Below are 24,978 nucleotides of genomic sequence, written 5' to 3' on the forward strand. Positions count from 1 at the left end.
TAACTCCAAAATATGCTTATAACACTTTGACTAGGCTGGAATACCTTGCTCCTGCCTATGATAAAAGTCGGCGACGAAGTCGCACAATTTACTCCGTTCAATCGCATGACGCAAACCAGACATCAGGTTTTGGTAGTAGCGCAGATTGTGAATAGTATTCAACTGCGCGCCTAACATCTCGCCACAACGGTCAAGGTGATGCAGGTAGCTGCGACTGAAATTGCGACAGGTATAACAGTCGCAGTTTTCATCCAGGGGACGCGTGTCTGTCCGGTACCGGCTGTTGCGCAATTTGAGCACTCCAAATGAAGTGAACAAGTGCGCGTTACGCGCATTCCGGGTCGGCATGACGCAGTCGAACATGTCCACTCCGCGCAACACCGCCTCTACTATATCCTCCGGCTTGCCCACACCCATCAGATACCTGGGCTTATCTTCAGGCATCGCAGGAGGCAGGTAATCCAGCACCTTTATCATTTCATCCTTGGGCTCTCCTACCGACAATCCGCCGATAGCGTAGCCGTCGAAGCCGATTTCAGTCAGCCCCGCCAGCGATTCTTCCCTTAAATGGGGATACATTCCGCCTTGTACAATACCAAACAATGCAGAAGAGCTATTTCCGTGCGCCAGTTTGCTTCTTTTAGCCCAGCGCAGAGACAAGCGCATGGAGTCCGCCGCTTCTTTTTCAGTGGCCGGATAAGGCGTGCACTCGTCGAAAATCATGACAATATCGGAGCCCAGGTCGCGCTGGACCTGCATTGAACGCTCCGGGTCCATGAATATGGGCGAACCATCGATGGGCGATTTGAATTTCACGCCCTCTTCCGTAATTTTGCGCAGATCTCCCAGGCTGAACACCTGAAAGCCCCCCGAGTCCGTCAGAATAGGGCCATCCCACTGCATAAAGTCATGCAGATCGCCATGCTGACGGATGATTTCCGTACCCGGACGCAGCATCAAATGGAAAGTGTTGCCAAGAATAATATGCGCGCCGATATCTTTAATGTCCCGGGGCGTCATGCTTTTTACGGTGCCGTAGGTGCCCACGGGCATAAAGGCGGGAGTCTCCACCACACCCCGTGGAAATTTCAGCCTACCGCGACGGGCTTTGCCGTCGGCATTGTCGATTTCGAACTGCATGTGGCAAGTACGCGACAAGGTTGTTCTCCTACTCAGATCTGACAGTCATTCTTAATTTGTTAAGGCGTCTTCGCGACCAGAAAGACGACGATGCAGAAACATGGCGTCGCCATAGCTGAAAAAGCGATAGCGTTGCTCAATCGCCTCTTGGTAGGCGGCCAGGATATGCTCTCTACCGGCGAAAGCCGACACCAGCATCAATAGCGTGGACTTGGGCAAGTGAAAATTGGTCACCAATGCGTCGACGGTAACAAATTCATATCCAGGATAGATGAATATACTGGTATCGCCCGCATAAGGCTCAATAGCCCCAGATCGGCTCGCCGTCTCCAGCGCCCTGACTGCGGTAGTGCCCACTGCGATGACGCGCCCGCCTGCCGCCTTTACCTTGCGCACCTGTTCGCAGACATTCGCGGAGACTTCCAGATACTCTGAATGCATCTGGTGATCCTGCACCACATCCACCCGCACAGGTTGAAACGTGCCCGCGCCGACATGCAAGGTAACAAACGCGGTCTCCACGCCTTTTTGCGCCAGCGCCTGCAATAGCGGCTCGTCAAAATGCAAGCCGGCGGTAGGGGCCGCCACCGCGCCAGGTTGGCGACTGTATACGGTTTGATAACGCTCGCGATCGCTTAAGTCATCTTCACGATCTATATAAGGAGGCAGCGGCATGTGCCCGCATGCTTCCAATAATTCGCTGACGCTCCCGCCTTCGCTTACCCGCAGACGGAACAGATCGCCTTCCCGCTCCACCATCGTCAGCACGTAGTTATCGTCTATAAGGATCTCGACGCCAGGCTTGGGCGCCTTGCTGGCTCGGACGTGAGCGAGTATTTCCGTCATGGACACGACTCGTTCAACCATCACTTCGACTTTGCCGCCGCTGCGTTTTTGGCCAAATAAGCGAGCCGGGATAACGCGGGTATCGTTGAAAACCAACAAATCCCCAGGATTGATCATACCCAACAGGTCCTTGAAGCCGCGATGGTTTATTTCTCCGGTATCCGCATCCAGACACAATAAGCGGCTGGAGGAGCGCTCAGCCAGCGGACGCCGGGCGATTAACTCCGGCGGCAGATCAAAATCAAAATCGTCAACGCGCATCAAGGAATTCTGCTTCAGTTTTGGGGGCGCATAGGTTAGCGGAAATGCCCGCCACTCGCCAGCTTCGACCGTTTTTATAGCGTCGAGTCAGGGCAAGGCAAAAAAATAGTTAGCAAAAGTTGTTGACGAGCAATCAAAAGCCCGTATAATCGCGGCCCTAGTTAGCCACTCACAGGCTGACATGGTTGCCGGGATGGCGGAACTGGTAGACGCGCACGACTCAAACTCGTGTTCCTTCGGGAGTGAGAGTTCGATTCTCTCTCCCGGCACCAACTTTCTTATTTAACTCCTTTCTATTTCATCTTTGTTAAACATTCTTCACGCTAGACGAATCCAACCTCTTTATCTTTCTACTGATTTTCTCCACACGCTTGTATTGCGCTGATAATCACTTCTGTATGCGAGCTATTGGGCCTGCCCTGCTCTGCAAAGTAACGAATGTCATCCAACGTCAAATCCTTGTCGACTCGTTCCACAACGCAAGAGCAATAATTCGCCACGGCTTCCGTCCCTTCGCCCTGACCACTGTGCGCACTGATACAACCATTGGACATATTGGAAATATAGTTCTTTTTCATTTCCTGCCATGGCGGCGCAGCGCCATCTATGGCGATAGCGGATGCGGCACCGCTGCAAAGAATCACGCTACACATAGCCAATGAAGAAATTATTCTCATAGATGAGCCTCTTTAACTGCGATCAACCCTGACTATAAGAATAGACGTGTTTGCGGAGTGTGGCGGCGATTCATTGGATCGCCGCCCTGATTAGAGCAGATCGAACAGCGACAAGCTGGTGACGCGGGAATAGGATTGTTGGGCGGCCTGCAGGACAAAGTTTTGCAAGGTGAGATTGCTTACCGCTTCCGCATAGTCCAAATCCTGCAGCTCGGACAGCACTTCTTTGGTCAACACCTCAACATCTTCCTGTAGCTGTTTGGTGTCGTCGATAGTGTTTAGTCGGGCGCCGAGTCGCGACCGCGTCTCGAGTAGTTTGGTTTCCGCATTGGTGAAATTCGCCAAGGTGGAATCCAGCAGATCAGTCAATGTCTGGCGGCCAGCCGGGGTATCCTGATAATCCTCCAGTCCCGCCGCCAGGCGCTCCACCGTAGTCAGAAGGCCCTGCTTCTCTGACGACTGCACAAAGAAGGTGTCGCCGGGTTGAGGCGAGCCGATAATTTCGAACTGCACGCCTTGCACTTGAATAGGTTGTCCCGTGGCGAAGCGTTGATTATTCAAAATGGGCTTACCATCAGAGCGCTGCACGATAGAGTAGTTCGGCGCAGGCGGAACCACATCGGCCTCGTCATTAAACACAACAACCATATCTTCCGGATAAAACGCGTCATAGAGCTCCTGATCGATCATCTGTCCCTGAGTAATGATCGCTGGCGGCTCAGCTGTGTTGCGAGGGCTCGCCTGAGTGAAAAAAGTGTTGTTGGCGCTTTTAATATTGACGAATACTTCCTTGCCATTGTCCCCCGCCGCCACGGAGACATTGGCGTCGATCTGCATGAATCGACGCCCCTCATCGCCCACATACTTATATGAACCCGCGGCATTTAGCTGAAATGGCTCCTGCTTACCCTGAAAGCCCGCAAAGATATACTCTCCACTGGGATCTTTGGTATTCAGCATACCGACTAACTGACTGAGCCGTTGCCGCACTTCCGCCGCGATAAATGTTTTATCATCTGCATTCTGGGAACCGTCGCCCGCCTGCACCGTCAATTCACGTAAACGCTGTATCACTTCACTGACGCCCCCCAGAAGGCCGTCTTCCAGGCTCAGACGATTTTCCGCCAGATTGATATTGCTCTTGTATTGATCAATCAACGACAGCTCTTGGTTTATCTGCAGGATGCGCGTGGACGCCACCGGGTCATCCGCTGGCGTCAGCACGCGACGCCCGCTGGAGATCTGCAGCTGAGTTTTCTGCAACTGGCCGGTCACATCAAGGATGTTGTCCAGCCCGCGGTTAAACAGTTGTTGGGTTGAAATACGCATGGTCACATCCTCGGGTTATCCATCAGGCGAAAGTGTTCAACAGGGTGTCGAACAACTGTCGGGCGATGGACACCACTTGCGCAGACGCATTATAGGCCGCCTGATACTGGATCAGACGACCCGCCTCTTCATCCAGACTGACGCCTGAAACTTCCTGCCAGCGATTTTCCGACTGCCGCAGCAGTGACTGAGCCGACTCTGTATCCAGTTGCGCCTGACTGGCAGTGGAGCCGACCACTTCCACTAATTGGGAATAGGCCTCATTGTAGGTACTGACATTGCCGCCAATGGTTCCCTCCGTTTCCAGCCCCGCCATTTTTAATGCATTACGGTTATCGGAAACGCCGTTTTCGTTGTACTCGATAGTAAAAGTATCCCCTTGGCTGGGCGTACCAGTAATATTGGCCTGATAGCCCCGGAACGAACTCTGCGCCACTGGCGCAGGCAAAAATATGTTGTTGTTATCCGCGTTCAAGCGCACGCCGTCATCCAGCTGCACATCCACGAACCCGCCAACGCTGGTCCCGCTCCCCCCGGCAATGGTGGTGGCGACAGTGTCATTGGCAGTGGCGATATCCACAGAATCTGTCGCATCGCCTGTCACCTCGACGGTAATGTCCTTACCGGTGAGTGCGCGAACAGTCAAAGTGCCGCCGTCGCTCCAGGCGACGATACCGGCATCTTGAAGGTTTGAGTTGTTATTGATCAGATCCACGTAATCATCTGGCGTGAAAGAGCCTCCGCTTGGCAACGTCAGCACCTCACCGTTGATGGTCAGTCCCGGCGCCACACCACCGCCGTCATCCACAAAATTGGAAAGCTCCACTTCTGTGTAGGCGAGAGCGGACACGCCGTTGCGACTATTCAGGGCCGAGGCGATTTCCTCTGCGCTGGCGTTGGCGGCGATATTAAGTGGCGACTGAGTAGTGACTATCCCTGTCTCCGGATCGCGATTTCTAAGCGTCACTGTCTGCGCCCCATAGCCGTTTGCATAAGGTCCAGGAGACGCAACTGGCGCAGGAACCTGCGCAATACTGACGCCCTCGGCGCTGACCGCAGTCTGCCCCTCGTCCGCAGTGAAAATGGCGTTGGACACGCCCGCGATATATTTCTGATTGTTCAATGGCGGATCGAGCGGAACCGGATTAGCCGGATCGCTGTTATCCAGCACTTCATAATAGGTGTCAGTGATGAAACGGATCAGTATGGGCGGCGTCAGTTCGCCAGGAACCGCAAACGTTGGCAAGATAGCGTCGTTAGAGCTGCGCTTCACCGCCAGCAGTTCGCCCTGGCTGATCACCGCATTCCCCACGTTGCCCAAGTCTGACTCAGTGCGAATTGGCGACGCCAAGGCAATTTCCTCGACGCGGCTCACCGACATATCGATATCTCGGGCGCCGTAACGGGTCGGCGTCACCAGAAAGCTGTCGCCGGTTTGAAAGCTGCCTGACTCGAAGTTAATCCGCAATCCATCGAACTCAAAGGTGGCGGGAAACAAACCGGGCAGCCGCCCGCGAGTGACCGTGGCGCCACTTAATGCATCCACCACCAGGATGTCGTTATCGGAAGGTCCGGTGAACTGTATTCGATAATCTTTGGTGGTCAACGCGGAAGTGTCGATGATCTCCACGCCGATGTCGCGATCATTCGGCAGCGCATTGCCTTCATTCGCTGTGACCCGTTGACGCGCATTGTTTTCAGAGTTGATGTCCTCAAAAAACATGCCGCCGAGCCGGTTTTCCAAGTCCATGCCCAGCTGATGCTGCTCGTTGATCGTGTCCGCCATCACCACTGCAATTCGACCCAGCGCGTTAAATGACGGCTGTAGAATCTGATCGCGAAACAGCAATATGCCGCCCAGTTCACCGCCGGTTATTTCTGAAGTAATAATATTGGTTCCAGAGCCGCCGCTTTCCGTCAGCGCCACTTCCTGATGGGTCGGGTCAGTTTCGCTGACCTGCAGCCCCAATGTGTTGGCGTGAGAGCCAATCACCAGAGACTGGCCTTTACCCACCAGGATATTGAGCTGACCATCGGTTTGCTCCACGACGGTCACCGATACAATTTCCGACAGCTCGCGAATCATTTGATCACGCTTATCCAGCAAGTCGTTGACGTCTTTACCCTGCGCCGAACCGCGAGCCGACACGATGGCCTGATTCACCTGGGCGATGCCGCTGGCCAGACTGTTGGCTTCCGTAATCAACGCGCGCATATCCTGATCTATATTGCTTTGCTGCGATTCCAGGCGGTTATACAGCACATTGAAGCGATTGATCAGACCTTCCGCCTGAGTCAACACCAACTGACGTTCGGGTATGGACGAGGGATCGTCCGCAGCGCCCTGCAGTGCCTGAAAAAAAGCGCTCATGCCGGGAGACAGTCCAGTAGTGGGGTCCGCCAGCAGGCTGTCGATCTGACTCACATTGGCGCGGATTTTATCTATTTCACTGAACATGGAAGTATCTGAGCGCAACTGGGAGACCAGAAACTGGTTGGTCATGCGGGAGATATCCGCAACCCCTACCCCCGTGCCCAAATACCCCGCCCCGATATACTGGGACGGTGTCGCTTCGAACTCCACCCGCTGACGACTGTAGCCCTCGGTGTTGGCGTTGGAGACGTTGTTGCCGGTAGTGGCCAGCGCGGTCTGGCTGGCTTTGAGTCCGGTGAGTCCTATGTTGATGACGTTAGTGCTCATGACAGGAGTCCTCAGCCTTGATCATCCGAGCGGACGCTTTGTAGATACGCTCCGTTCATGATGCGCTGAATCTTCGACGCATAATTGGGATCTGTGGCGTATCCGGCTTTTTGCAGTTCCCGCAGGTATTCTTCCGGCTCCGCCACCTGTTTCAACGCCTGTTGATAGCGGGGCTGTTCCTGCAAGAAGTTGAGATAATCCGTAAAGCTTTCTTCATAGGAGCCATAAACGCGGAACGGCGCCCGCTCTTTCACCATGCTCCCTTCCCGATATTCAGTGGTCGTCACCCAGGCGACGGGTCCTTTCCAGCGCTGGTCCGCTTTGATGCCGAACAGGTTGTAGCTGGGCTCGCCCTCTTCGGTAAGAATCATGCGCCGTCCCCACCCGGTTTCCAGAGCGGATTGCGCCAGTAGGACGCCCGGCTCCACACCCAGACCGGCGGACGCCTTACGGGCCGACGCCAGCAGGCTGTTAACAAAATGCTGCGGACTCTCAAATGAAGCCGGCGCGGACTCTTTCTTAAGGTCTCCGCCTTCGTTAAGGTTTGCTTGCGAGGCTTCAGCCTCCGCAATGACCTCCTTCACCTCGACGTCCACGAACGCAGAGCGCGACATTTGCTCCGAGTAATAAGCTACCTGCTCCAGAGCCTGAGTCTCTTCTTCCGTCAACTCCGGCGCCTGCGCGAGGCTTTCTTCGGCCTGCGCATAGTTCAGCGGCATCGCCTCCAGCGCACGCGGATATTCATTGATGTCTTTGTAGCCGCCTTTTCTCGGCTCGCTGCTTTCTCTGGCCAAAAGTTGCTTCGTCAGCGCATCCGCCAATCCAAAACTCTTCTGCTTGGACAAGGTCAGACTGAGCTGATGGTCGAACATATCCTGATAAATATTGGAGGCGGAATCGTGAAATGGATTGCCTTGCTCAAATACCGCGTTGACCTGACGCATGGATTTCAGCATCAGGTTGACCATGATGGACTCAAACTGCTTCGACACCGCACTGATCGCCTCCGACTTGTCCATGCTGGGCGACTTCAGTCGCTGCAGCGCATTCAGGTCGGTATAGACATGAGCCTGGTCGAGGGCGCGATTGTTGATGGTCATACGCTTGCCTTAAACACTATTGCCGTGTCAGATCACGATCAGTTCCGCTTTCAGCGCGCCGGCCTGCTTCAGGGCTTCCAGCACCGCCATCACATCCCCTGGCGCCGCTCCGACCTGATTCACCGCACGCACAATTTCATTTAGAGTCGCCGCCGGGCCGAACTTGAACATATGACTGGGCTGCTGCTCTACATTCACATCAGTCTGGGGCACAACAACCGTATCCCCTCCCGCCAGCGCATTAGGTTGGCTGACGCCGAAATCCTCGGTGATAGTGACGGTCAGATTGCCGTGGGTCACCGCCGCCGGCAGCACCTTCACGTTCTGCCCAACCACAATGGTGCCGGTGCGGGAGTTGATCACCACCTTGGCGGCCTCTTGCCCGGGCTCCACCTCCAGGTTTTCCAAAATAGACAGGAACCCGACCCGTTGCGACGCCTCACGGGGCGCCATCACTCGAATGCTGGCGGCGTCCATCGCTTGCGCCAGTCCTGGGCCTAGCAGGTCATTGATGCGATCCTGCACGCGCTTGGCGGTAGTAAAATCCGGCGAGCTCAGATTCAGCGTCAAGGTATCGCCGTGACCAAAACCGCTGGGAACCGCGCGCTCGACTGTGGCGCCGTTAGGAATACGTCCTACACTGGGGACATTCACCGTGATGCTGGAGCCATCCGCGCCGCCGGCGCCAAACCCGCCCACCACCAGATTGCCCTGGGCCACGGCATAGGTTTTACCATCCGCGCCTTTCAGACTGGTCATCAGCAAACTGCCGCCACGCAGGCTCTTCGCGTTGCCAACGGAAGACACCGTAATATCTATTCTCTGGCCCGGCTTGGAGAAAGCCGGAAGATCCGCATGCACGGATACCGCCGCCACATTTTTCAGTTTCGGGTCAGTTCCTGTCGGAATGGAGATGCCAAAACGATTCATCATGTTGCGAAACGTCTGATCCGTGAACGGCGCTTTATCGCCGGTGCCGTCCAGCCCCACCACCAGACCGTACCCCACGATCTGGTTACTGCGCACACCTTCCACCGTAGCGATGTCTTTTATCCTTTCCGCGCCAGCGATTGTTGCGAAACATAACAGGCCAAACGCAAACAGCGCCCGACACGCCTGCTGCAGAGGACGGATCGCTTTGGTTTCATCGGATACTTCATGCATAGTCAGATACCGCTAGTTAAGGACGGAAGATTTCGTTTTGAAATCAAGCGTTACAAAGGAAACCATTCGCTGTTGAAGAAGCGCTGCAGCCAGCCAGCGCGATTCACGTCGCCAAAGGCGCCGGTGCCGCTGTAGGCGAAACGGGCGTCGGCAATTTTGCTCGACAAAATGGTGTTATCGACGCCAATATCCTGAGGGCGCACCAATCCGCTAAGCCGGATGTACTCATCTCCTTCCGTCAGCGTCAGCCACTTCTCGCCCCGAATACGCAAAACACCGTTGGGCAGCACATCCGAAATAGTGACGCTGATATTGCCGGTTAGACTGTTGCTTTGATCCGCGTCAGCCGACCCAGAGAAATCCCGGTTAAAACTGGGGTCCGTCAGCAGGCTGAGGTTATGCGCGGATACCGCAGTGCCTAGAATCGTCGCCTCGTTGAAGGAGTTATCCGAGTCTTTCTTTAAAGACGAGCCTGTACTCTTTTTTGACTGAGTGCTTTCCTGCAGCACCACCGTCAATACATCGCCCACCTGATGGGCCGTGCGATCACCATACAGAGAGAAGCTTTGCGAGCTGGAATAGATAGAACCATCCACCGGCGCCGGTTGCATTAGCGTCTGCGGTGGAACAGGCGCAAACGCCGGATCTCCCGGGCGCACCTGCTCTCTGCTGATCGGACTGCAACCGCTCAGCACCGTAACCATGATTAGTGAGATCAGCGTTAGTGTTTTCACGCCTGGCCCTCCCCGATTAAATCGACGGCACATCAATTAAAGATTCTGGGTGATGTACTGCAGCATCTGGTCCGCAGTGGTCACCACTTTCGCATTCATCTCGTAGGCGCGCTGGGTGGTGATCATGTTCACCATTTCCTCAACGATCTCTACGTTGGAGGTTTCCACCATGCCCTGCTCCACAGTTCCCAGCCCCGCCAATCCCGGCGTGCCTTCTTGAGGATCGCCACTGGCGGCGGTCTCCCTGAACAGGTTGTTGCCGATCGCTTCCAATCCGGCCGGGTTGATGAAGTCCACCGTATTGATGTTGCCAATCTGAGTCGGCGTAGCGGTGCCCGCCACGGTGACGCTGACCACGCCGTCAGTGCTGATGGTCAGGTGCAAAGCGCCGTCTGGTATGGTGATGCCGGGCTCAAGAGGAAAGCCATTGGCGGTGACCACATCGCCATCGGAATTCAGGTGAAACTGGCCGTCCCGGGTATAAGATATCGTGCCGTCCGGCATCAGAATCTGGAAGAACCCTCGACCATTGATGGCAATGTCCAGCGGCTGCTCAGTGACTTCCAGATTGCCTTCGCTAAAGACTTTCTGAGTGCCCACCACGCGCACACCTGTCCCCAGTTGCAGACCAGAAGGCAGTTGCGTGTCTTGAGAACTCTGACCGCCCGGCTGCCGCTTGATCTGATACAGCAGATCCTGGAATACAGCGCGATCACGCTTAAAGCCGGTCGTGTTAACGTTCGCCAGGTTATTGGAAATGGTTTTTAGAGCAGTATCCTGGGCCGCGAGCCCGGTTTTACTCACCCACAACGCACCATGCATGACAAATTCTCCTATGCAGGTCGGACAACACAATAAATGGGTTTCAACCTATACCCGGATAGACTCCGGGCCGCATGGCGGAAAATTGCCGCTCATGCGGGATTACTAGGATATTTGCAATAAGCGTGCCGCAGCTTCGGAGTTATCATCCGCAGCGCGCATAACTTTGACTTGAAGTTCGAATTGGCGGGATAGAGAGAGGATTTCCGTCATTTCTTCGACGGCATTAACATTAGAAGACTCCAGATAGCCGGACTCCAGACGCACCAGCCCATCAGGGAGAGCCGGACCGGCAACATCCGGTTTCAGATGAATCAGGCCGTCGACGCCTTTTTCCAGATTTTCGGCGGGAGGATTAACCAGACGGATACGATCCACTTCCTGAATTTCGTTCGGATTCCCGCCCAAAGGCACGATAGAAATCGTGCCGTCTCCGCCAATATTAAGCTTGGCCGCAGGCGGCACGGCGATTGGCCCGCCGTTGCCGAGCACCGGCAATCCCGAGCCGGTGCGCAGCATGCCATTCACATCCAGCAGCAACTCCCCTTCCCGGGTATAAGCTTCGCCGCCGTCCGGCGCCTGCACCGCGATCCAGCCCTTGCCGGCGACGGCGACATCCAGGTCGCGTCCAGTCTGCATCATAGACCCCATTTCGAAGTCCGTCGCTGGCCTCTCCGTCATCGCGTAGGCGCGGCTGGGGAAATGTTCGCCAAACACCGGCATACTGCGCGCCTGCATAAAGTCAGACTTGAAGCCGGTGGTATTGGCGTTAGCCAGATTGTTGGCGTGGCCGCGCTGAGACAACATGTTCTGCTTGGCGCCGCTCATGGCGATGTATAAGGCTTTATCCATGACTACCTCTCGAATTCCGCCTGATCGCGTTAATGGTCTTTCTCACGCTTTCACTCATCCATTAACGTAGATTGATGATGGTCTGAGTGATGGCGTTCGCCGTCTCAATGGTTTTCGCATTGGCCTGATAGTTTCGCTGGGCGATGATCAATCCCACCAACTGCTCGGACAAATCCACATTGGAATCTTCCAAAGAGCTGGAGCGAATAGCCCCCAGAGATGCGGTGCCAGGGGCCCCGATCACAGGGTTGCCGGAGTTGAATGTCTCCACCCAAGTGGTTTCCCCAACCGGCGCGAGCCCTTGAATATCATTGAAGTTCGCCAGTGCGACCTGTCCCAGCACTTTGGACTCGCCGTTGGTGTAACGGGCGAAAATCACCCCGCCATCATCCACGTCCAGACCAATCAGACGTCCAGTGGTGAAGCCATCCTGCTGCAGGTCATTGACCGCAAATGCGCTGCCATACTGAGTCGTCGTGCCAAGATCTATTAAGAAATTGGAGCTGGTGGGGGGATCAGGAATCGGCAAGGTTCCGCCATCTACTACGTTCAGCGGCCCTTCCGCGCCGTTTGGCGTACCGTCAGACGCCAGCGGCGTCCAGTTGGATATCAACACGTCGTCGGACAACACTTCGTTAAGTGAGCCATCCTGATCGAACACCAGACTGTAGGAAGCGCGGGATGGCGTACCGCCAGTCACAAGCGGGTCTCCGACATCCTGGCCGTCTATTAACGCATACATGGTCCACAGATTGTCTGGCGTGGTCGCTGACAGCGGCTCTTTGACGAAGAACGTCGTCAGAACGTGAGAGTTACCCAGACTGTCGTAAATCGTTGTGGAGGTGGCATGGTTATACGTGTTTTCATCCGCCGGATCGAACACGTTGTTGACGAAAGGCGTGCCTGTGAAAGTGGCGAATAAATCCGTTGTCCCGCTTGCCAAGGTAATGCCATCCTGCATGGTCAGGTTGACGCTGCCGCCTACGACGGCATCCGTCAATGCCGTGCTCAGAGTTTGTGATGTGGCCGCCGCATCGTTGCCCTGCACCACAAATTGATCTCCGGCGGCGCCACTGAAACCAAAGCTAAGATCATCACCACGATTATTGATAATCACCAGGTCCGTGCCGTCCAACACTGCGCGCACGCCATTTAGCTGAGAGGAAGAGTTAATTGCATTGCCTAAATCAGTCAGATTGGTATAGCCATCGAACGGCACGCCATCAATAGTCACCTGCATAGTGCCGGACGCATTGTTGAAACCCGCCGCCGTAATTGTCGCGCGGGTGCTGGCGGCAGCGTCTATGTTGTCCAGATTGTTAAACAGGCCCGCTATTTCAGCAGCGGAACTATTGGCTGGAATAGTCACTGTTGAAGTTGAACCGTCAGCCTGAGTCACTGTTATAGTTTGTGCGGCGTATCCATTAGCGCCATTCGTACCGGCGGCGGTAGCGTCAACCGCCCGTCCGATCAACAAACCATCTGAAGACAATGAGTCTCCGCGTTCAAGCAGCACTGGCTCGGACGCGTCGAGGTTCAGATTGGCGTTCACTCTTGTGGTTCTGTCTGGCGCCAGGCTGGTGTCATCTATCAAAAGATCACCGAGAACACCGCTGACCACGCCGCTGTCATTGGCGACGAAACCTTGCAAGCGCATGCCAGAGCTGTTCACTACATAACCTTCCTTGTTGATACCAAAAGCGCCAGCGCGACTGTAGCGGCGATCGCCACTGTTGGTATCGAGAATAAAGAATCCTTCGCCGTTGATGGCGAGGTCCAGTCCATTCTCAGTAAAGGAAAGATTGCCCTGCGCAAATTCTTGCCGCACCTTCTGCACCCGCACGCCATCCCCAACCGGGTTGGAGCCCAGGCTCAAAAAGCTGTTGGCGTAGAGATCGCCAAACTCCGCACGGGACCGCTTAAAGCCGGTCGTACTGGCGTTGGCGATGTTGTTGCCGGTCACCTCCAGGTCGACCGACGCTGCTCTGATTCCTGTTAACGCGATATTAAACGGCATACCACACCTCGCACATGCTAACTGATCTGTTTGATATCGCTTAATCCGACCGAGCCAAGCCCGTTCAGATTTAATGTGACGCTGCCATCACGCGCGATTGATACACTATCCACATTGGCTGCCAGATAAGAGCTGACTTGCATCTGCTCCCCACTGTAGCGGGCCCTTGCGACCACTTCATACCGCCCCGCCGGCAAAGTTTCGCCGTTGCTGTTTTTGCCGTCCCAGCTGAAATTGACGTCACCGCCGGGCTGGTAACCTTTATCAATAGTCGTGATGAGTTCGCCTGCCTCGTTATAGACGCTAATGGCCAGTTGCGAGGTTCCCGCAGGCAGTTCCACCACCCCATTAATAGATCCATCCGCGCTTTTAATGGCGCTTTCCATCGGCGCCAGCACATCCCGTCCCACCATCGCCGAAGCCTGCAGGGCTTGTGCGCTGCGAAACTGAGAAGCCATGGTGTCCACAGTCGAATTCAATGATTGAATGCCTTCCACCGAGCTGAATTGCGCCAACTGTGCGACGAACGCCGTGTTGTCCTGGGGATCTAACGGACTCTGGTTATTCAACTGGGCGATCATCAGATCCATGAATTCGTTTTTACCCAGTTCATTTTTCCTGTTGGCGGAATTCTGCTGAAGCGCATACTGACTCAGCGCGTCGCTAGTCTGATTTGTCGTATTGATATCGCTCATCACGCTGCCCTCACGAAAAGTTCATCACTGACCAATAGTCAGCAGACGCTGCATCATGGTTTTCGCTGAATTCAGCACTTCCACGTTGGTCTGGAAGCTGCGGGAAGCGGACATCATATCCGCCATTTCCTCCACCACATTCACGTTGGGATAAAACACATAACCGTCCGCATCCGCCATGGGGTGGTCCGGCTGGTAGCGACGCTCCAGAGACGCATCGCTTTCCACGATGGCCCGCACTTCAACGCCACGGGAGGCGTCATCGTTGATCGAGGGAGGAATCGCCGCGTTGAGCGCGTCCTGATGCACCGCAGCAAAAATAGGCTTGCGCGCGCGATAAGTCTGATCGATGCTGGAGCTGGCGGTGTCGGCGTTGGCCAAGTTGCTGGCGGTGGTGTTCAGTCGCACGGATTGCGCAGTCATACCGGAGCCGGCAATGTCGAAAATGCTATTGATCCCCATCGTTATTCTCCTTTAATCGCGCTGACGATGCCTTTCAGGCGGCTGTTGAGGAATTCAAAGCTGGCCTGAAAATCCAGCGCATTCTTGGAGTACTGCACGATTTCCGTCTGCGTATCCACCGTGTTGCCGTCAATAGAAGGCTGCAGTGGTTGCCGGTATAACAACGCCCCTTCCGCCGGTGTTTTTATCGCCATGTGAGCATCGTCAGTGGTAACCACCTCCAATGAGTCCTCTATACTTTTGGCCTGCCTGAGCACAGCTTTAAAATCAATATCCCGGGCGCGGAACCCTGGCGTGTCCGCATTGGCTATGTTGTTCGCCAGCACTTCCGCCCGTCTCGCGCGGACGTTCAGCGCCTGCTCATGGATACCCAGCGCTTTGTCGAATGATATGGCCATCTAACACCTCTGCAGTTGCCTGACTGCGACAATCGTCATTTGCGTCAATGTCAGCAAGTCCCGCGCCAGTTATTTTTTTATTTTATTTTTCAGTTAGATAGTATTTTCAGGCAGGCTAAAGGCGGCAAAGGGATACCGCCCTGAAGGAAAGCGCGTACACGCCATGCGGCAAGTGGAATACCATCGCCACCGAAAAGATCGAACAGGACAATGGATATGCAGAATAGATTTGGGAAAACGACGCCGACAGAAACATGCGACGTCGCAGGAGATATCAGCTCGCTTCGCCAGTAAAGAAACTGACACGCTCTTCAAAAGCTGGCGGTTCGGGAACTTTCTTTTCTTTGCTGGCCGGCGTCCCTACATACAGATAACCCACCACATGTTCGTTGGAAGCCAAACCAAGGCGCTGCTTGACGCGCTCATCGTAGGCCACCCATCCGGTGCGCCACATGGCGCCATAGCCCAGTTCCTCCAGCCCCAGCATTAACGCGTAAGCGCTGCATCCGGCGGAAATCAACTGTTCCGACTCCGGCGCTTTGGGATGCTCCTGAACGGTGGCGACCACAACGATCACCATCGGCGCGCGACTGGGCGCTTTGGCCAGCTTTTGCCTGGCCGCATCGTCCTGACCATCCTGCTCCGCAGTTTCGCCGTATATGCGCCCCAAAGCGTCGAGCCCCTCGCCTTCGACAATAATCAGACGACACGGCCGTAAGCGGCCATGATCCGGAGCACGCATGATCACCGGATACAGTTTGCGCAACTCTTCATGGCTCGGCGCCGGTGCCTGCAACAAAGGGGTGGAGGTTCGATTTACAAGAATATCTAATACCGCCATGGCGTTATACGTGGCTCCTGTTGTTTATCCGTGTGGCCGCCGGTCAGGCCAATAAGTGGCCAGCGGCTGATTGGGTTCAGATTATAAATAGGAATGATTCTTAAATATATGCAATTGGCCGTCGAAAAATGCTTGTCCTATCGCGCCACATTGCCTGCCTTTTACGCCAACTCAAAAGGTTAAAGATTGTCTAACGACAGACAAAACCGCCTCACAGATTGTCCGACAACCCCATTACTGCTAACCTTAGACGCGATCGAAGCGCTGGTGGACTATACTACCAGAAGAGGGCGGCAGTTATGGCGGATGGTTTACGCCGGTCCAACGGCTTTATACATGGCAATCCCGCATTCAACCAATGCGTCGCGCTACGCCTGTTGAACAGGCGCCTCCCGCTTTCCACCCGGAAAACCTTCTATTCCTGTCCTTTTTAGGGTATATCCGTGCTAGGACAGGACGTTTTTTTGATAACAGCAAACCGGCGAGCCACATTGCCACTCCCATGAGCTCGCAGGGACTTTTGGTTAGGTTGAAAAATATGCTGACGGGACAATACCGGTATTCGCGGTTATGACACAAATGATGCCGATACCTCCACATCTCGCCAATACGCCGCACTCCCCCACTCAGGTGACCATCCCGCCCATGCCGGACTATAACGCCCGGGTGCTCGGCTATCTGGTATGCGCCGCCATCATCGTCGCCGGCATTCTGGAGGGGCATTTCGACGAGTACCTTATCTGGATCATTCCCGGCGCCATGCTATGGCCGCATATTCTGTATTTCGCTCTACGCTTCTTCGACAAGCAGAAGAACACCAAGGTCCGCCAGGGCATGATGGTGGTGGATGGATTTCTATGCGGCGTGATTCTGGTGCTGATCAAATTCAGCGTCACCCCCACCCTGTTTTTTCTGCTGATGCTGAACTTCAGCTTCATAATCGTCGGCGGCATGAAAAGCTGGCTGTATGGCAATATCGCCTTTCTCGCCGGCTTTACCGTGGCGTCCATCTATTTTGGTCTGAGCTTTGCGCCGCCCACCCCCATGGTGGTCAGCATCATCGGCGGCGTCACCTGTTCGCTGTATGTCGGCGTCACTGCTTACTACACGCACCAACAGGCCCGCGCCCTGGTGCAGGCGAAGTCGCAGATTCAGTTTCAGCGCGAGCAATCCATCGCCCTGTCTCATAAGCTGGCCAAATACCTGTCTCCTCAGGTATGGCAGTCCATCTTTACCGGCGAGCGCGACGTGCGCCTGGAAACTCAGCGTAAACGCCTGGCGGTGTTTTTCTCCGACATCAAAGGATTCACCGAGCTGGCGGAGGAAATGGAGCCGGAAAGTCTGACCGAGCTGCTTAACACCTACTTCAACGAGATGTCCCAGATCGCGCTTAAGTACGGCGGCACCATCGACAAATTCGTCGGCGACAGCATCATGATCTTCTTCGGCGACCCCAGCAGTCGCGGCGCCAAGGAAGATACCTGCGCCTGCGTCATGATGGCGATCGAAATGCGCAAGCACATGAAAATTCTACGGCAGAAATGGCGTAGCCAAGGCGTGCGCACGCCGCTGGAAATTCGCATGGGCATTAGCACTGGTTACTGCACTGTGGGCAACTTCGGTGCGGAAAACCGTATGGATTACACCATCATAGGCAAAGAAGTTAACCTCGCCAGCCGTCTCGAATCCATGGCGGCGCCCGGAGAAATTCTGGTATCCTACGAGACCTTCGCGCTGATCAAGGACACTATCATGTGCCGGGATAAGGGCGAAATTACGGTGAAGGGCTTCACCAAGCCGGTGCCGATTTACTCCGTCGTGGATCTACGCCGCGACATCGGCGGCAATCAGAGCTTTATCGAGCATGAAACCGAAGGATTCGCCATGTATCTGGACGCAGGCAAGGTCAGCGCCCAGGCCAAAGAGCGCATACTGAAATCCCTCGAAAGCGCTGCGGAAAAGTTGCGTAACTAACCGCGCCCTTCCCCCACAAATTACAGAAGATTTGCAAGTAAGCATCGCGCATCTCATGGCGTCGGCGACGCAGAGATGTGCGACATGGGTACATTTCAGTACACGGAGGTCGGCTTCGCCATGATCTAAATAAGTCGCGTCATCCTTCGACGCGCACCCCGCCCCAATTGCATTCACGCAGACCCAACAGGCGTCGGCGCGACTGTGCGCAATTTTTCGCCTTTCAAAATCAGGTTCTATATGTCACACAAGAAAACGCTACTCAGCGTCTCTCTGCTTATTTTTCTGGGCGCACTGGAGAAAACCATCGTCACCACGCCTCTTCCCGTCATCGGGGCGGAACTCAACGCCATGAACGATATCGCCTGGGTCGTCACCGCTTACCTGCTGACCGCCACCAGCGTCATTCCAATCTGCGGAAAGCTAAGCGATCTGTTCGGCCGGCTCAAAGTAATCATCGTCAGTCTGGGCATTTTCTCCATTGGGTCACTGCTATGCGCTCTCGCCAGCGATATGCAGTCGCTCATACTCGCCCGAGCCTTGCAGGGTGTCGGTGGCGGGGCTTTGATTTCACTGGCGTTCGTGGTGATTTCAGACGCCATTCCAGCACGGGAGATTGGCCGCTATCAGGGGTACATCTCCGCCATCTATGTGATTTCCAATATTGCCGGGCCGGTATTCGGCAGTCTGTTGACGGAACATATGAGCTGGCGCTGGATCTTCGCGATCAATATTCCTCTGGCCCTGCTGGCGGCTTTTATCGCCATAAGAAGCATCAAAGATAAAGTCGTCAAACGTGAAGACAAGTTCAATTGGGGCGGCTCGCTGCTATTGGTGTCCTCCACTACCCTGCTTATCTTGTTGCTGAGCGAAGACCTCAGCTTACCCCACGCCTTCTCGCTCGTTGGAGCCTTATTTATCGCCGGGGCCTGGACTTATCTGCTCACGGACAAAAAGCGCTCCGTCGTCCCGCGCCATCTGTTCAAGCTCCCCAACTACGCCGCCTGTATCTTGACGATGGGCGTAAGCCAGATCCTGATGACAGCGGCGTTAATTTACTTCCCGTTGCAAATGCAGGTGCAGAACGGCGTCAGCCTGACCCTCAGCGGCTATAGCATGCTGCTGTTCACTCTTGGAGTCTGCGTTAGCGCCTATTTTTCCGGCAAACATATTGCCGCGACAGGGGCTTACAAGACGCACATTTTGGCGGGTTTCATACTGATCGCCGTCGCCTTCTTCCTGATGTTGATGAAAGTGGCGTTCGTGTCGCTGTTTCCAATAATTGGATTGGGAATCGGCTTCACTTTGCCAGGAGTCACCTGTGCGGTACAAAACGTGTTGCCCGCAGCGGACAGAGGCGTTGGCATTTCCTTCTTCGGATATGTGCGGGAGTTAAGCGGCGCTGCTGGCGTGGTGATCTGCTCTACCTTGTACCACGGCAGTAGCTCCCCGCAAGCAGCCTACAGCGCTTTCGGCGCGATATATCTCGCCATGTGCTTATTCGCCAGTCTGGCGTTTATTATTGTGGCGGGGTTTATCACCGAGAAAGAGCTGATGACCCAAGTGGCGGAATAGCATTGCCGAAAGGCCTGTGACTATCAGTGGCGAATGCAGTTGGCAGCCGCGCCAGACTTACTCAGGCGCGGCCATCCCTAAATGGACGAGGGGGAGGTCTGAGCTACTGTCGCGGCAATTTGAAATTATCCGCCATCAACGGATAGTTAGAGCGCAATGGGTTGATATCCAGACCGCCGCGTCGGGTATAACGCGCATACACCGCCAACTTCTCCGGCTGATATCGTTGCATCAGCGCCAGATAGACCGATTCCACGCAATGTTCATGAAAATCCTGATGCGAACGCATGGAGACGATGTACTTCAGCAGCGCAGCCTTATCCAATGGCTTACCGCGATAGTGAATATACAGTGTGGCCCAATCCGGTTGCCCGGTGACCGGACAATTGCTCTTCAACAGATCCGAACTCAGCGTTTCCTCCACTACATCGTCGCCCACCGGATCGGGCAGTAGTGAGGCGTCAGGGGTATACACCTCCACCTCGATATCCAGACCGTCCAGATTTTCCGCCGCCTGCCAGAAGGAGGGCTCATCGCGCCAGTCTCTTGCCGACAACAATGTCACCGACACCTCGCCTTCCGCCGCCACAGACAGGTCTTTCTGCATCAGCGCTTGCACCTCTTCACGGGAAGCGAAACGGCTTTGATTGAACGAGTTCAGGTACAGTTTGAAAGACTTGGACTCAATGATATTGAGGCTGTCACAGCGAATGCGGAATACGCCAAGCGCCACTTCCGGCTTGCCTTTGCTGTTGAGCCAGGACAGCTCATAGCCGTTCCATAAATCTTCGCCAACAAAATCCGGTGCGTCGCTCAACCCCAAAGTCTCCCGGGATTTGGCGCGGGGGATCGGGGTCAGCCAGGACGGAGAGTATTCCTCAGGGTATTCCGTCGCCTTCCCCAGGTGCGTATGTTTTTCCAGTTCCACAATTACTTCTCCAAACCGGTTAGGTGCGTATGCCAACGCCTTTGTTCAACAAGCGCATACTAAAGCTGAACAACGCGACGATAAATAAAAGAATCATGCCGTAGGCCGCGCCCAGGTTGATATCGCTAACGCCCAGCAGGCCATAACGGAAGGCGTTGATCATATACAGAATAGGGTTGATCAATGACACATTCTGCCAGAACTCCGGCAGGAGCGTGATGGAGTAAAAGACTCCGCCCAAATAAGTCAACGGCGTCAGAATAAAAGTCGGCACAATAGAGATGTCGTCAAACTTGTTGGCGTAGACCGCATTGATAAAGCCGCCCAGTGAGAACAGCACCGCCGTCATGAACACCACGCTGACCACCACCGGCACGCTGTGAATCTGCAGGTCGGTAAAATACAGGGAGATCGCCGTCACAATCACGCCCACCGCCAGACCACGGGCGACACCGCCGCCAACGTATCCCAGCAGAATGACGTAATTCGGTACAGGAGCCACCAGCAGTTCTTCAATGCTGTGTTGAAACTTCATGCCGAAGAATGAAGACACCACGTTAGCGTAGGAGTTAGTGATGACCGACATCATGATCAATCCGGGCACAATAAAATCCATGTAGGAATATCCGCCCATTTCTCCAATTCTCGGCCCGATAAGGTTGCCGAAAATCACGAAATACAACGTCATGGTGATCGCCGGCGGCAGCAATGTCTGCGACCAGATGCGGGTGAAGCGACGCACCTCCTTGATCAGAATAGTCTGGAAGGCAATCATAATCGCGCTGTTCATGCCTGCGCCTCCTCTGCGTTCGCCGTACTGCCTGTCTCGTTCTTATCCTCATTGACCATGCGGATGAACAACTCTTCCAGGCGATTGGTTTTCGTGCGCATACTGCTCACTTTCACCCCCAACTGGTCCAACTGCTGGAACACCTCGTTCAGGCTGCGCTGCTTGTCCACATCCACTTCCAACATACCGTCGGCGGTAAGGCGGGAACCATAGCCTTCAAGACGCGGCGCCTCTTGCAGACGACAAGTGAGATCCAGCACGAAGGTTTCCTGGTTTAGCTTATTCAACAGGTCGCGCTTATTGGTGTTTTCCAGAATCCGGCCGCGATCGATGATGGCGATGTTGCGGCACAACGCTTCCGCCTCTTCCAGATAGTGAGTAGTCAGAATAATCGTGCGGCCTTCGTTGTTGACGTTGGTGAGAAAGGTCCACATGCTGCGGCGCAGTTCAATGTCCACGCCAGCGGTAGGTTCGTCGAGAATAATCAGCCGCGGCTCATGCACCAGCGCGCGCGCAATCATCAGACGCCGCTTCATACCACCGGACAACATGCGCGCCTGTTGGTCCTTCTTATCCCAAAGCCCCAGCTCTCGCAGATATTTTTCCGCATTGTCCTTGGATGCTTTAGCGGGAATGCCGTAATACCCTGCCTGGGTGACGAGGATATCGAATACTTTTTCGAACTGATTAAAGTTGAATTCCTGAGGCACAACGCCCAGTTGCAGTTTTGCTTTGACCAGGTCCTTATCAAGATCATGACCAAAGATGGAGACGGAGCCGGATGTTTTGTTCACTAGTGACGATACGATGCCAAGAGTGGTGGACTTGCCTGCGCCGTTAGGGCCTAGCAGAGCAAAGAAGTCGCCCTCCTCCACATCCAGATTGATGCCCTTCAAGGCCTCAAAACCGTTACCGTATATTTTTCTTAAATCGCGAATAGCCAGTGCGGTAGTCATAATTCTTTCTGATTCCTGCGGCCAGTGAGAGAGCGTCAGGCATAAGGGGCGCGCCAGCGGCCTGATTTACGGGAAGACTGTATAGATTGCGTCGCCGCCTGTTTTTTTCAATGAAAAAGACGGAATTAATCGTCCATTTCCCTGAAAACTGCGATGGGCTTCCTTTTTAGCGCCCGCCCACTCTTTATAATCTGCGTCAATAAGCGCCTGGATTGAGGGCACAGCAGCGACCACGCGCGCAACCTGTTGTTTGCAGACACAATAAACGGACGCTATTGGCCTGCAAAATAAATAATAAACAAAAGGAAAGTAGCAATGATGAAACGGCCGTTAAGAGCCATGACCCTGACGTTCGCCGCCGTGCTGGCGGGTTGTGGCGGCGGAGGCGAATCCAGCGACGACAGAGCGACCGCCTATCTTGGTTCACCCGGCGTGGCGGGCCTTAACTACCGCACCGCAAGCCAATCCGGCGTTACCGGCGATTATGGCGAGTTCAGATACTACCCTGGTGAAACTGTCACCTTCTTCGTCGGTGACGTGGTGCTGGCGCAGGACATTCCCATCAAGCGATTCATGACTCCCATCGACTTCGACCCGACTTGGGAACAGACCATCTATCCCGGCACAGAGGTCGGCGGTCTCAGCACTCATAAAGAGCAGGAAAAGCAGGTGCTCAACGCGGAATCCAATATCGCCGTCAATACAGCGCGCTTCCTGGTTTCCATCGACTTCGATTCCGATACGGAAAACGGCATTCAGGTTCGCAACTCCACGCGCGCAACAATCGAAAACTCCGTCAATGCCGCCGGCGTGGACTTTACTATCGATCCCGCTAACTTCGGCAACCTGGACGACCTCCCCGAAAGCCCGGAAAACCTCCTTGTGGCGGAGCTGTGTCTGCGTGAAGTCTGTTCCGACCTAACACCGCTGGAAACAGTCGCCGCCGCCTCAGTGGGCGTGAATTGGGTCAACACGCTCGGCTCCAATATCTTTCTCAGGGAAGGCGGCCATATCTTTCTGGAAAGCGAGCACATTGAGGCCAACGCTGGCGACACGCGCACTTTCACCGTACAAATCCGGCTGATTGATATTTCCGTCGGGCTGGCGGATCTGGAAGTGAAAACGGTAGATGAACTACCGGATTCCGACGGCGAGATTCCAGACCCGCCCCGCTCAGTCATCGCAATAGTTCCCGACCCAACGCCGGAAAGCAGGGAGTTCAGTTTTATGATTACGGGAGAATCGGGAGAGGAAACGGAGATTGTGGTGAATATGCGTCTGGAAGGAGACTATCGCTGGTATCAGAAGGTGATGCGGGTAACGCTGCTATAGCGTCAACCGCATCACGCCTCATCATCCCATGAAGTGACGCAGGCTCCAGCGGCTGTTGGCGCCGGTCACCTGAAAGCGAGAGGCGTCAATGCCATAGGCTCCGCTGGGCAGACTGTGGGTGATGTGAAGATAGCTGTCTTCATTGCCCTGTTTGATGTTAAACGCCATCAAATCCACCACTTTGGCGGTGCGCAGCGGCGCTTTGTCTTCATCCAACAGCACCATCACGGTCGGCCATAACTTCCTTTCCATGTTGTGCTGAATGACAACGCCCACTTCGCGATTGCTCAATTCGACCGTGGCGCCGGTCGGGTAGATGCCGACGCACTGAATGAATTTTTCCACCAGGTCTTCCTGGAATTCAATATTGCGGGAATGGTATAGCGCCGTCACCGCTTGTAGCGAGGTCATCGCTTCCGCGCCGGCGCGCGGCTCCAGCATTTCCTGATAATGATCAACCAGCCCAGCTATCTTGGCCAGCAAAGGAATCTTGTCGCCAGTCACCCCTTGCGGGAAGCCAGAACCGTTGTGGCGCTCGCGATGATATTCCACCACACTGATCACTCTTGGCGAAATGGTGGAGTCCGACTTGAGAATCGCCACGCTCATGTCCACATATCCTTTGTAGCGCTGGTACTGGGCGGCGTCCAGGAATTTGGCGCTTTGCAATAGCTCTTGCGGCATTTTCGCCTTGCCTACCTGGCTCAACAACAGGCCAGTAGCCAAATCTTTGAGGTAACTTCTGGAAAGTCCGAGCTGACGACCAAACACCAATCCCCAAATGCTGGCGGCTACTGAGTGTGAGTAAGCGTACTCATCCCGTCTTCTGACACGGGACAACCACAGCATGGCGTCGGGGTTGCGAATAACGCTCTCCACCATCATGGCGGCGACTTCTTCAGTCTCAACAATATCCGGAGCCTGTCCTAAGCAAACATTGGCGAAAACGCGATCCAGCGCCTGATTCACCCGATGCGTCAGCTTTTCCGCTTCTTTTACTTCATGTTTCAGCGTACTTTGGCGCTCGTATTTGGCGGGACGACGGATTTTAATAGGAGGAAGGGTCAGACGGTGCTCTTCAACGGATTTACCGGAAGACAATGAGCCTAATTTGAACAGCAGCTCTTCTTTGCCGCTGCTCTCCATTTTTTCATATTCGGTACGCGTCAACGGCCGGTCGATATATACCGAACGACAAAAGGACTGCAGAGCGCGAATATCATCCGCACTGCGAATATAAAAACCCTGAATAGGAAATGGAGTTTGATGCCATGGACGATCTAAATCCGCAACAAACATCCCGATTTGTAATTCACTTACCGCTATTTGTGTCTTCTTGGCGGCCATAGATACAACCTCATAGAGCGTCTGCTCTAAGCTCCAC

The 24,978-nt window shown here is 54.6% G+C and carries 22 protein-coding genes and 1 tRNA gene; 4 read left to right on the forward strand and 19 right to left on the reverse strand.

Going from position 1 to position 24,978, the window contains the following annotated elements:
* Positions 1-30 precede the first annotated feature (30 nt).
* Positions 31-1,140 (reverse strand): tRNA guanosine(34) transglycosylase Tgt, encoded by a 1,110-nt coding sequence (gene tgt / locus ACQYWX_RS20510; RefSeq protein WP_279508240.1) that lies wholly within the window; start codon positions 1,138-1,140, stop codon positions 31-33.
* A gap of 51 nt (positions 1,141-1,191) precedes the next feature.
* Positions 1,192-2,247 carry a tRNA preQ1(34) S-adenosylmethionine ribosyltransferase-isomerase QueA gene (gene queA, locus ACQYWX_RS20515; protein WP_431686163.1) on the reverse strand — a complete coding sequence of 352 codons (1,056 nt, stop codon included), beginning with the start codon at positions 2,245-2,247 and terminating at the stop codon, positions 1,192-1,194.
* A 187-nt stretch (positions 2,248-2,434) separates the two neighbouring features.
* On the opposite strand from queA, the gene ACQYWX_RS20520 reads away from it, so the two are divergent.
* Positions 2,435-2,519 (forward strand) — tRNA-Leu (locus ACQYWX_RS20520).
* Between the two features lie 78 nt (positions 2,520-2,597).
* Here the strand turns inward: ACQYWX_RS20520 and ACQYWX_RS20525 are convergent.
* From ACQYWX_RS20525 to ACQYWX_RS20585, 13 genes are all read right to left on the reverse strand, one after another.
* Positions 2,598-2,924, reverse strand: coding sequence for a hypothetical protein (locus ACQYWX_RS20525; RefSeq protein WP_431686164.1), 327 nt, complete (start codon positions 2,922-2,924; stop codon positions 2,598-2,600).
* 90 nt (positions 2,925-3,014) lie between these two features.
* On the reverse strand, positions 3,015-4,253 hold the full coding sequence (gene flgL / locus ACQYWX_RS20530; protein ID WP_216737413.1) for a flagellar hook-associated protein FlgL: 1,239 nt from the start codon (positions 4,251-4,253) through the stop codon (positions 3,015-3,017).
* A gap of 22 nt (positions 4,254-4,275) precedes the next feature.
* A complete protein-coding gene (gene flgK / locus ACQYWX_RS20535; protein WP_431686165.1) occupies positions 4,276-6,954 on the reverse strand; it encodes a flagellar hook-associated protein FlgK in 2,679 nt (892 codons plus the stop codon).
* 11 nt (positions 6,955-6,965) lie between these two features.
* Complete coding sequence (gene flgJ / locus ACQYWX_RS20540; RefSeq protein ID WP_431686166.1) at positions 6,966-8,054, reverse strand: flagellar assembly peptidoglycan hydrolase FlgJ; 1,089 nt, start codon at positions 8,052-8,054, stop codon at positions 6,966-6,968.
* Between the two features lie 27 nt (positions 8,055-8,081).
* On the reverse strand, positions 8,082-9,218 hold the full coding sequence (locus tag ACQYWX_RS20545; RefSeq protein WP_431686167.1) for a flagellar basal body P-ring protein FlgI: 1,137 nt from the start codon (positions 9,216-9,218) through the stop codon (positions 8,082-8,084).
* Between the two features lie 50 nt (positions 9,219-9,268).
* Positions 9,269-9,952: a flagellar basal body L-ring protein FlgH gene (flgH, locus tag ACQYWX_RS20550; RefSeq protein WP_431686168.1), complete on the reverse strand. Its 684-nt coding sequence runs from the start codon at positions 9,950-9,952 to the stop codon at positions 9,269-9,271.
* 36 nt (positions 9,953-9,988) lie between these two features.
* On the reverse strand, positions 9,989-10,774 hold the full coding sequence (gene flgG, locus ACQYWX_RS20555) for a flagellar basal-body rod protein FlgG (RefSeq protein ID WP_216737408.1): 786 nt from the start codon (positions 10,772-10,774) through the stop codon (positions 9,989-9,991).
* A gap of 105 nt (positions 10,775-10,879) precedes the next feature.
* Positions 10,880-11,626 carry a flagellar basal-body rod protein FlgF gene (flgF, locus tag ACQYWX_RS20560; RefSeq protein WP_431686169.1) on the reverse strand — a complete coding sequence of 249 codons (747 nt, stop codon included), beginning with the start codon at positions 11,624-11,626 and terminating at the stop codon, positions 10,880-10,882.
* A 61-nt stretch (positions 11,627-11,687) separates the two neighbouring features.
* Positions 11,688-13,643 (reverse strand): flagellar hook protein FlgE, encoded by a 1,956-nt coding sequence (locus tag ACQYWX_RS20565; RefSeq protein WP_279508214.1) that lies wholly within the window; start codon positions 13,641-13,643, stop codon positions 11,688-11,690.
* A 17-nt stretch (positions 13,644-13,660) separates the two neighbouring features.
* A complete protein-coding gene (locus ACQYWX_RS20570) occupies positions 13,661-14,338 on the reverse strand; it encodes a flagellar hook assembly protein FlgD (RefSeq protein ID WP_216737405.1) in 678 nt (225 codons plus the stop codon).
* 24 nt (positions 14,339-14,362) lie between these two features.
* A complete protein-coding gene (gene flgC / locus ACQYWX_RS20575) occupies positions 14,363-14,800 on the reverse strand; it encodes a flagellar basal body rod protein FlgC (protein ID WP_216737404.1) in 438 nt (145 codons plus the stop codon).
* A gap of 2 nt (positions 14,801-14,802) precedes the next feature.
* On the reverse strand, positions 14,803-15,198 hold the full coding sequence (gene flgB / locus ACQYWX_RS20580; RefSeq protein ID WP_279508218.1) for a flagellar basal body rod protein FlgB: 396 nt from the start codon (positions 15,196-15,198) through the stop codon (positions 14,803-14,805).
* 274 nt (positions 15,199-15,472) lie between these two features.
* The gene (locus tag ACQYWX_RS20585) at positions 15,473-16,039 is read right to left on the reverse strand and encodes a nitroreductase family protein (protein WP_431686170.1); all 567 of its coding nucleotides are present in this window, start codon (positions 16,037-16,039) and stop codon (positions 15,473-15,475) included.
* Between the two features lie 570 nt (positions 16,040-16,609).
* On the opposite strand from ACQYWX_RS20585, the gene ACQYWX_RS20590 reads away from it, so the two are divergent.
* Positions 16,610-18,013: an adenylate/guanylate cyclase domain-containing protein gene (locus tag ACQYWX_RS20590; protein WP_279508220.1), complete on the forward strand. Its 1,404-nt coding sequence runs from the start codon at positions 16,610-16,612 to the stop codon at positions 18,011-18,013.
* A gap of 240 nt (positions 18,014-18,253) precedes the next feature.
* Positions 18,254-19,588 carry an MDR family MFS transporter gene (locus ACQYWX_RS20595; RefSeq protein ID WP_431686171.1) on the forward strand — a complete coding sequence of 445 codons (1,335 nt, stop codon included), beginning with the start codon at positions 18,254-18,256 and terminating at the stop codon, positions 19,586-19,588.
* Between the two features lie 103 nt (positions 19,589-19,691).
* Here the strand turns inward: ACQYWX_RS20595 and queF are convergent, their stop codons facing one another.
* Genes queF through ACQYWX_RS20610 form a run of 3 tightly spaced genes read right to left on the reverse strand, consistent with a single transcriptional unit; the run spans position 19,692 to position 22,262 of the window.
* On the reverse strand, positions 19,692-20,516 hold the full coding sequence (gene queF, locus ACQYWX_RS20600) for an NADPH-dependent 7-cyano-7-deazaguanine reductase QueF (RefSeq protein WP_431686172.1): 825 nt from the start codon (positions 20,514-20,516) through the stop codon (positions 19,692-19,694).
* A 19-nt stretch (positions 20,517-20,535) separates the two neighbouring features.
* Positions 20,536-21,306 carry an ABC transporter permease gene (locus ACQYWX_RS20605; RefSeq protein ID WP_216737399.1) on the reverse strand — a complete coding sequence of 257 codons (771 nt, stop codon included), beginning with the start codon at positions 21,304-21,306 and terminating at the stop codon, positions 20,536-20,538.
* Positions 21,303-22,262 carry an ABC transporter ATP-binding protein gene (locus ACQYWX_RS20610; RefSeq protein ID WP_279508224.1) on the reverse strand — a complete coding sequence of 320 codons (960 nt, stop codon included), beginning with the start codon at positions 22,260-22,262 and terminating at the stop codon, positions 21,303-21,305. Before ACQYWX_RS20610 ends, ACQYWX_RS20605 begins: the two co-directional genes overlap by 4 nt.
* A 315-nt stretch (positions 22,263-22,577) precedes the next feature.
* Between ACQYWX_RS20610 and ACQYWX_RS20615 the strand changes: the two genes are divergently transcribed.
* Positions 22,578-23,594 carry a hypothetical protein gene (locus tag ACQYWX_RS20615; protein WP_431686173.1) on the forward strand — a complete coding sequence of 339 codons (1,017 nt, stop codon included), beginning with the start codon at positions 22,578-22,580 and terminating at the stop codon, positions 23,592-23,594.
* A 21-nt stretch (positions 23,595-23,615) separates the two neighbouring features.
* Here the strand turns inward: ACQYWX_RS20615 and ACQYWX_RS20620 are convergent, their stop codons facing one another.
* Positions 23,616-24,941 carry an HD-GYP domain-containing protein gene (locus tag ACQYWX_RS20620; RefSeq protein ID WP_431686174.1) on the reverse strand — a complete coding sequence of 442 codons (1,326 nt, stop codon included), beginning with the start codon at positions 24,939-24,941 and terminating at the stop codon, positions 23,616-23,618.
* Positions 24,942-24,978: the final 37 nt, after the last annotated feature.

Origin of the sequence: Hahella sp. NBU794 (assembly GCF_050749805.1) — a bacterium.
Taxonomy (GTDB): Bacteria; Pseudomonadota; Gammaproteobacteria; order Pseudomonadales; family Oleiphilaceae; genus Hahella.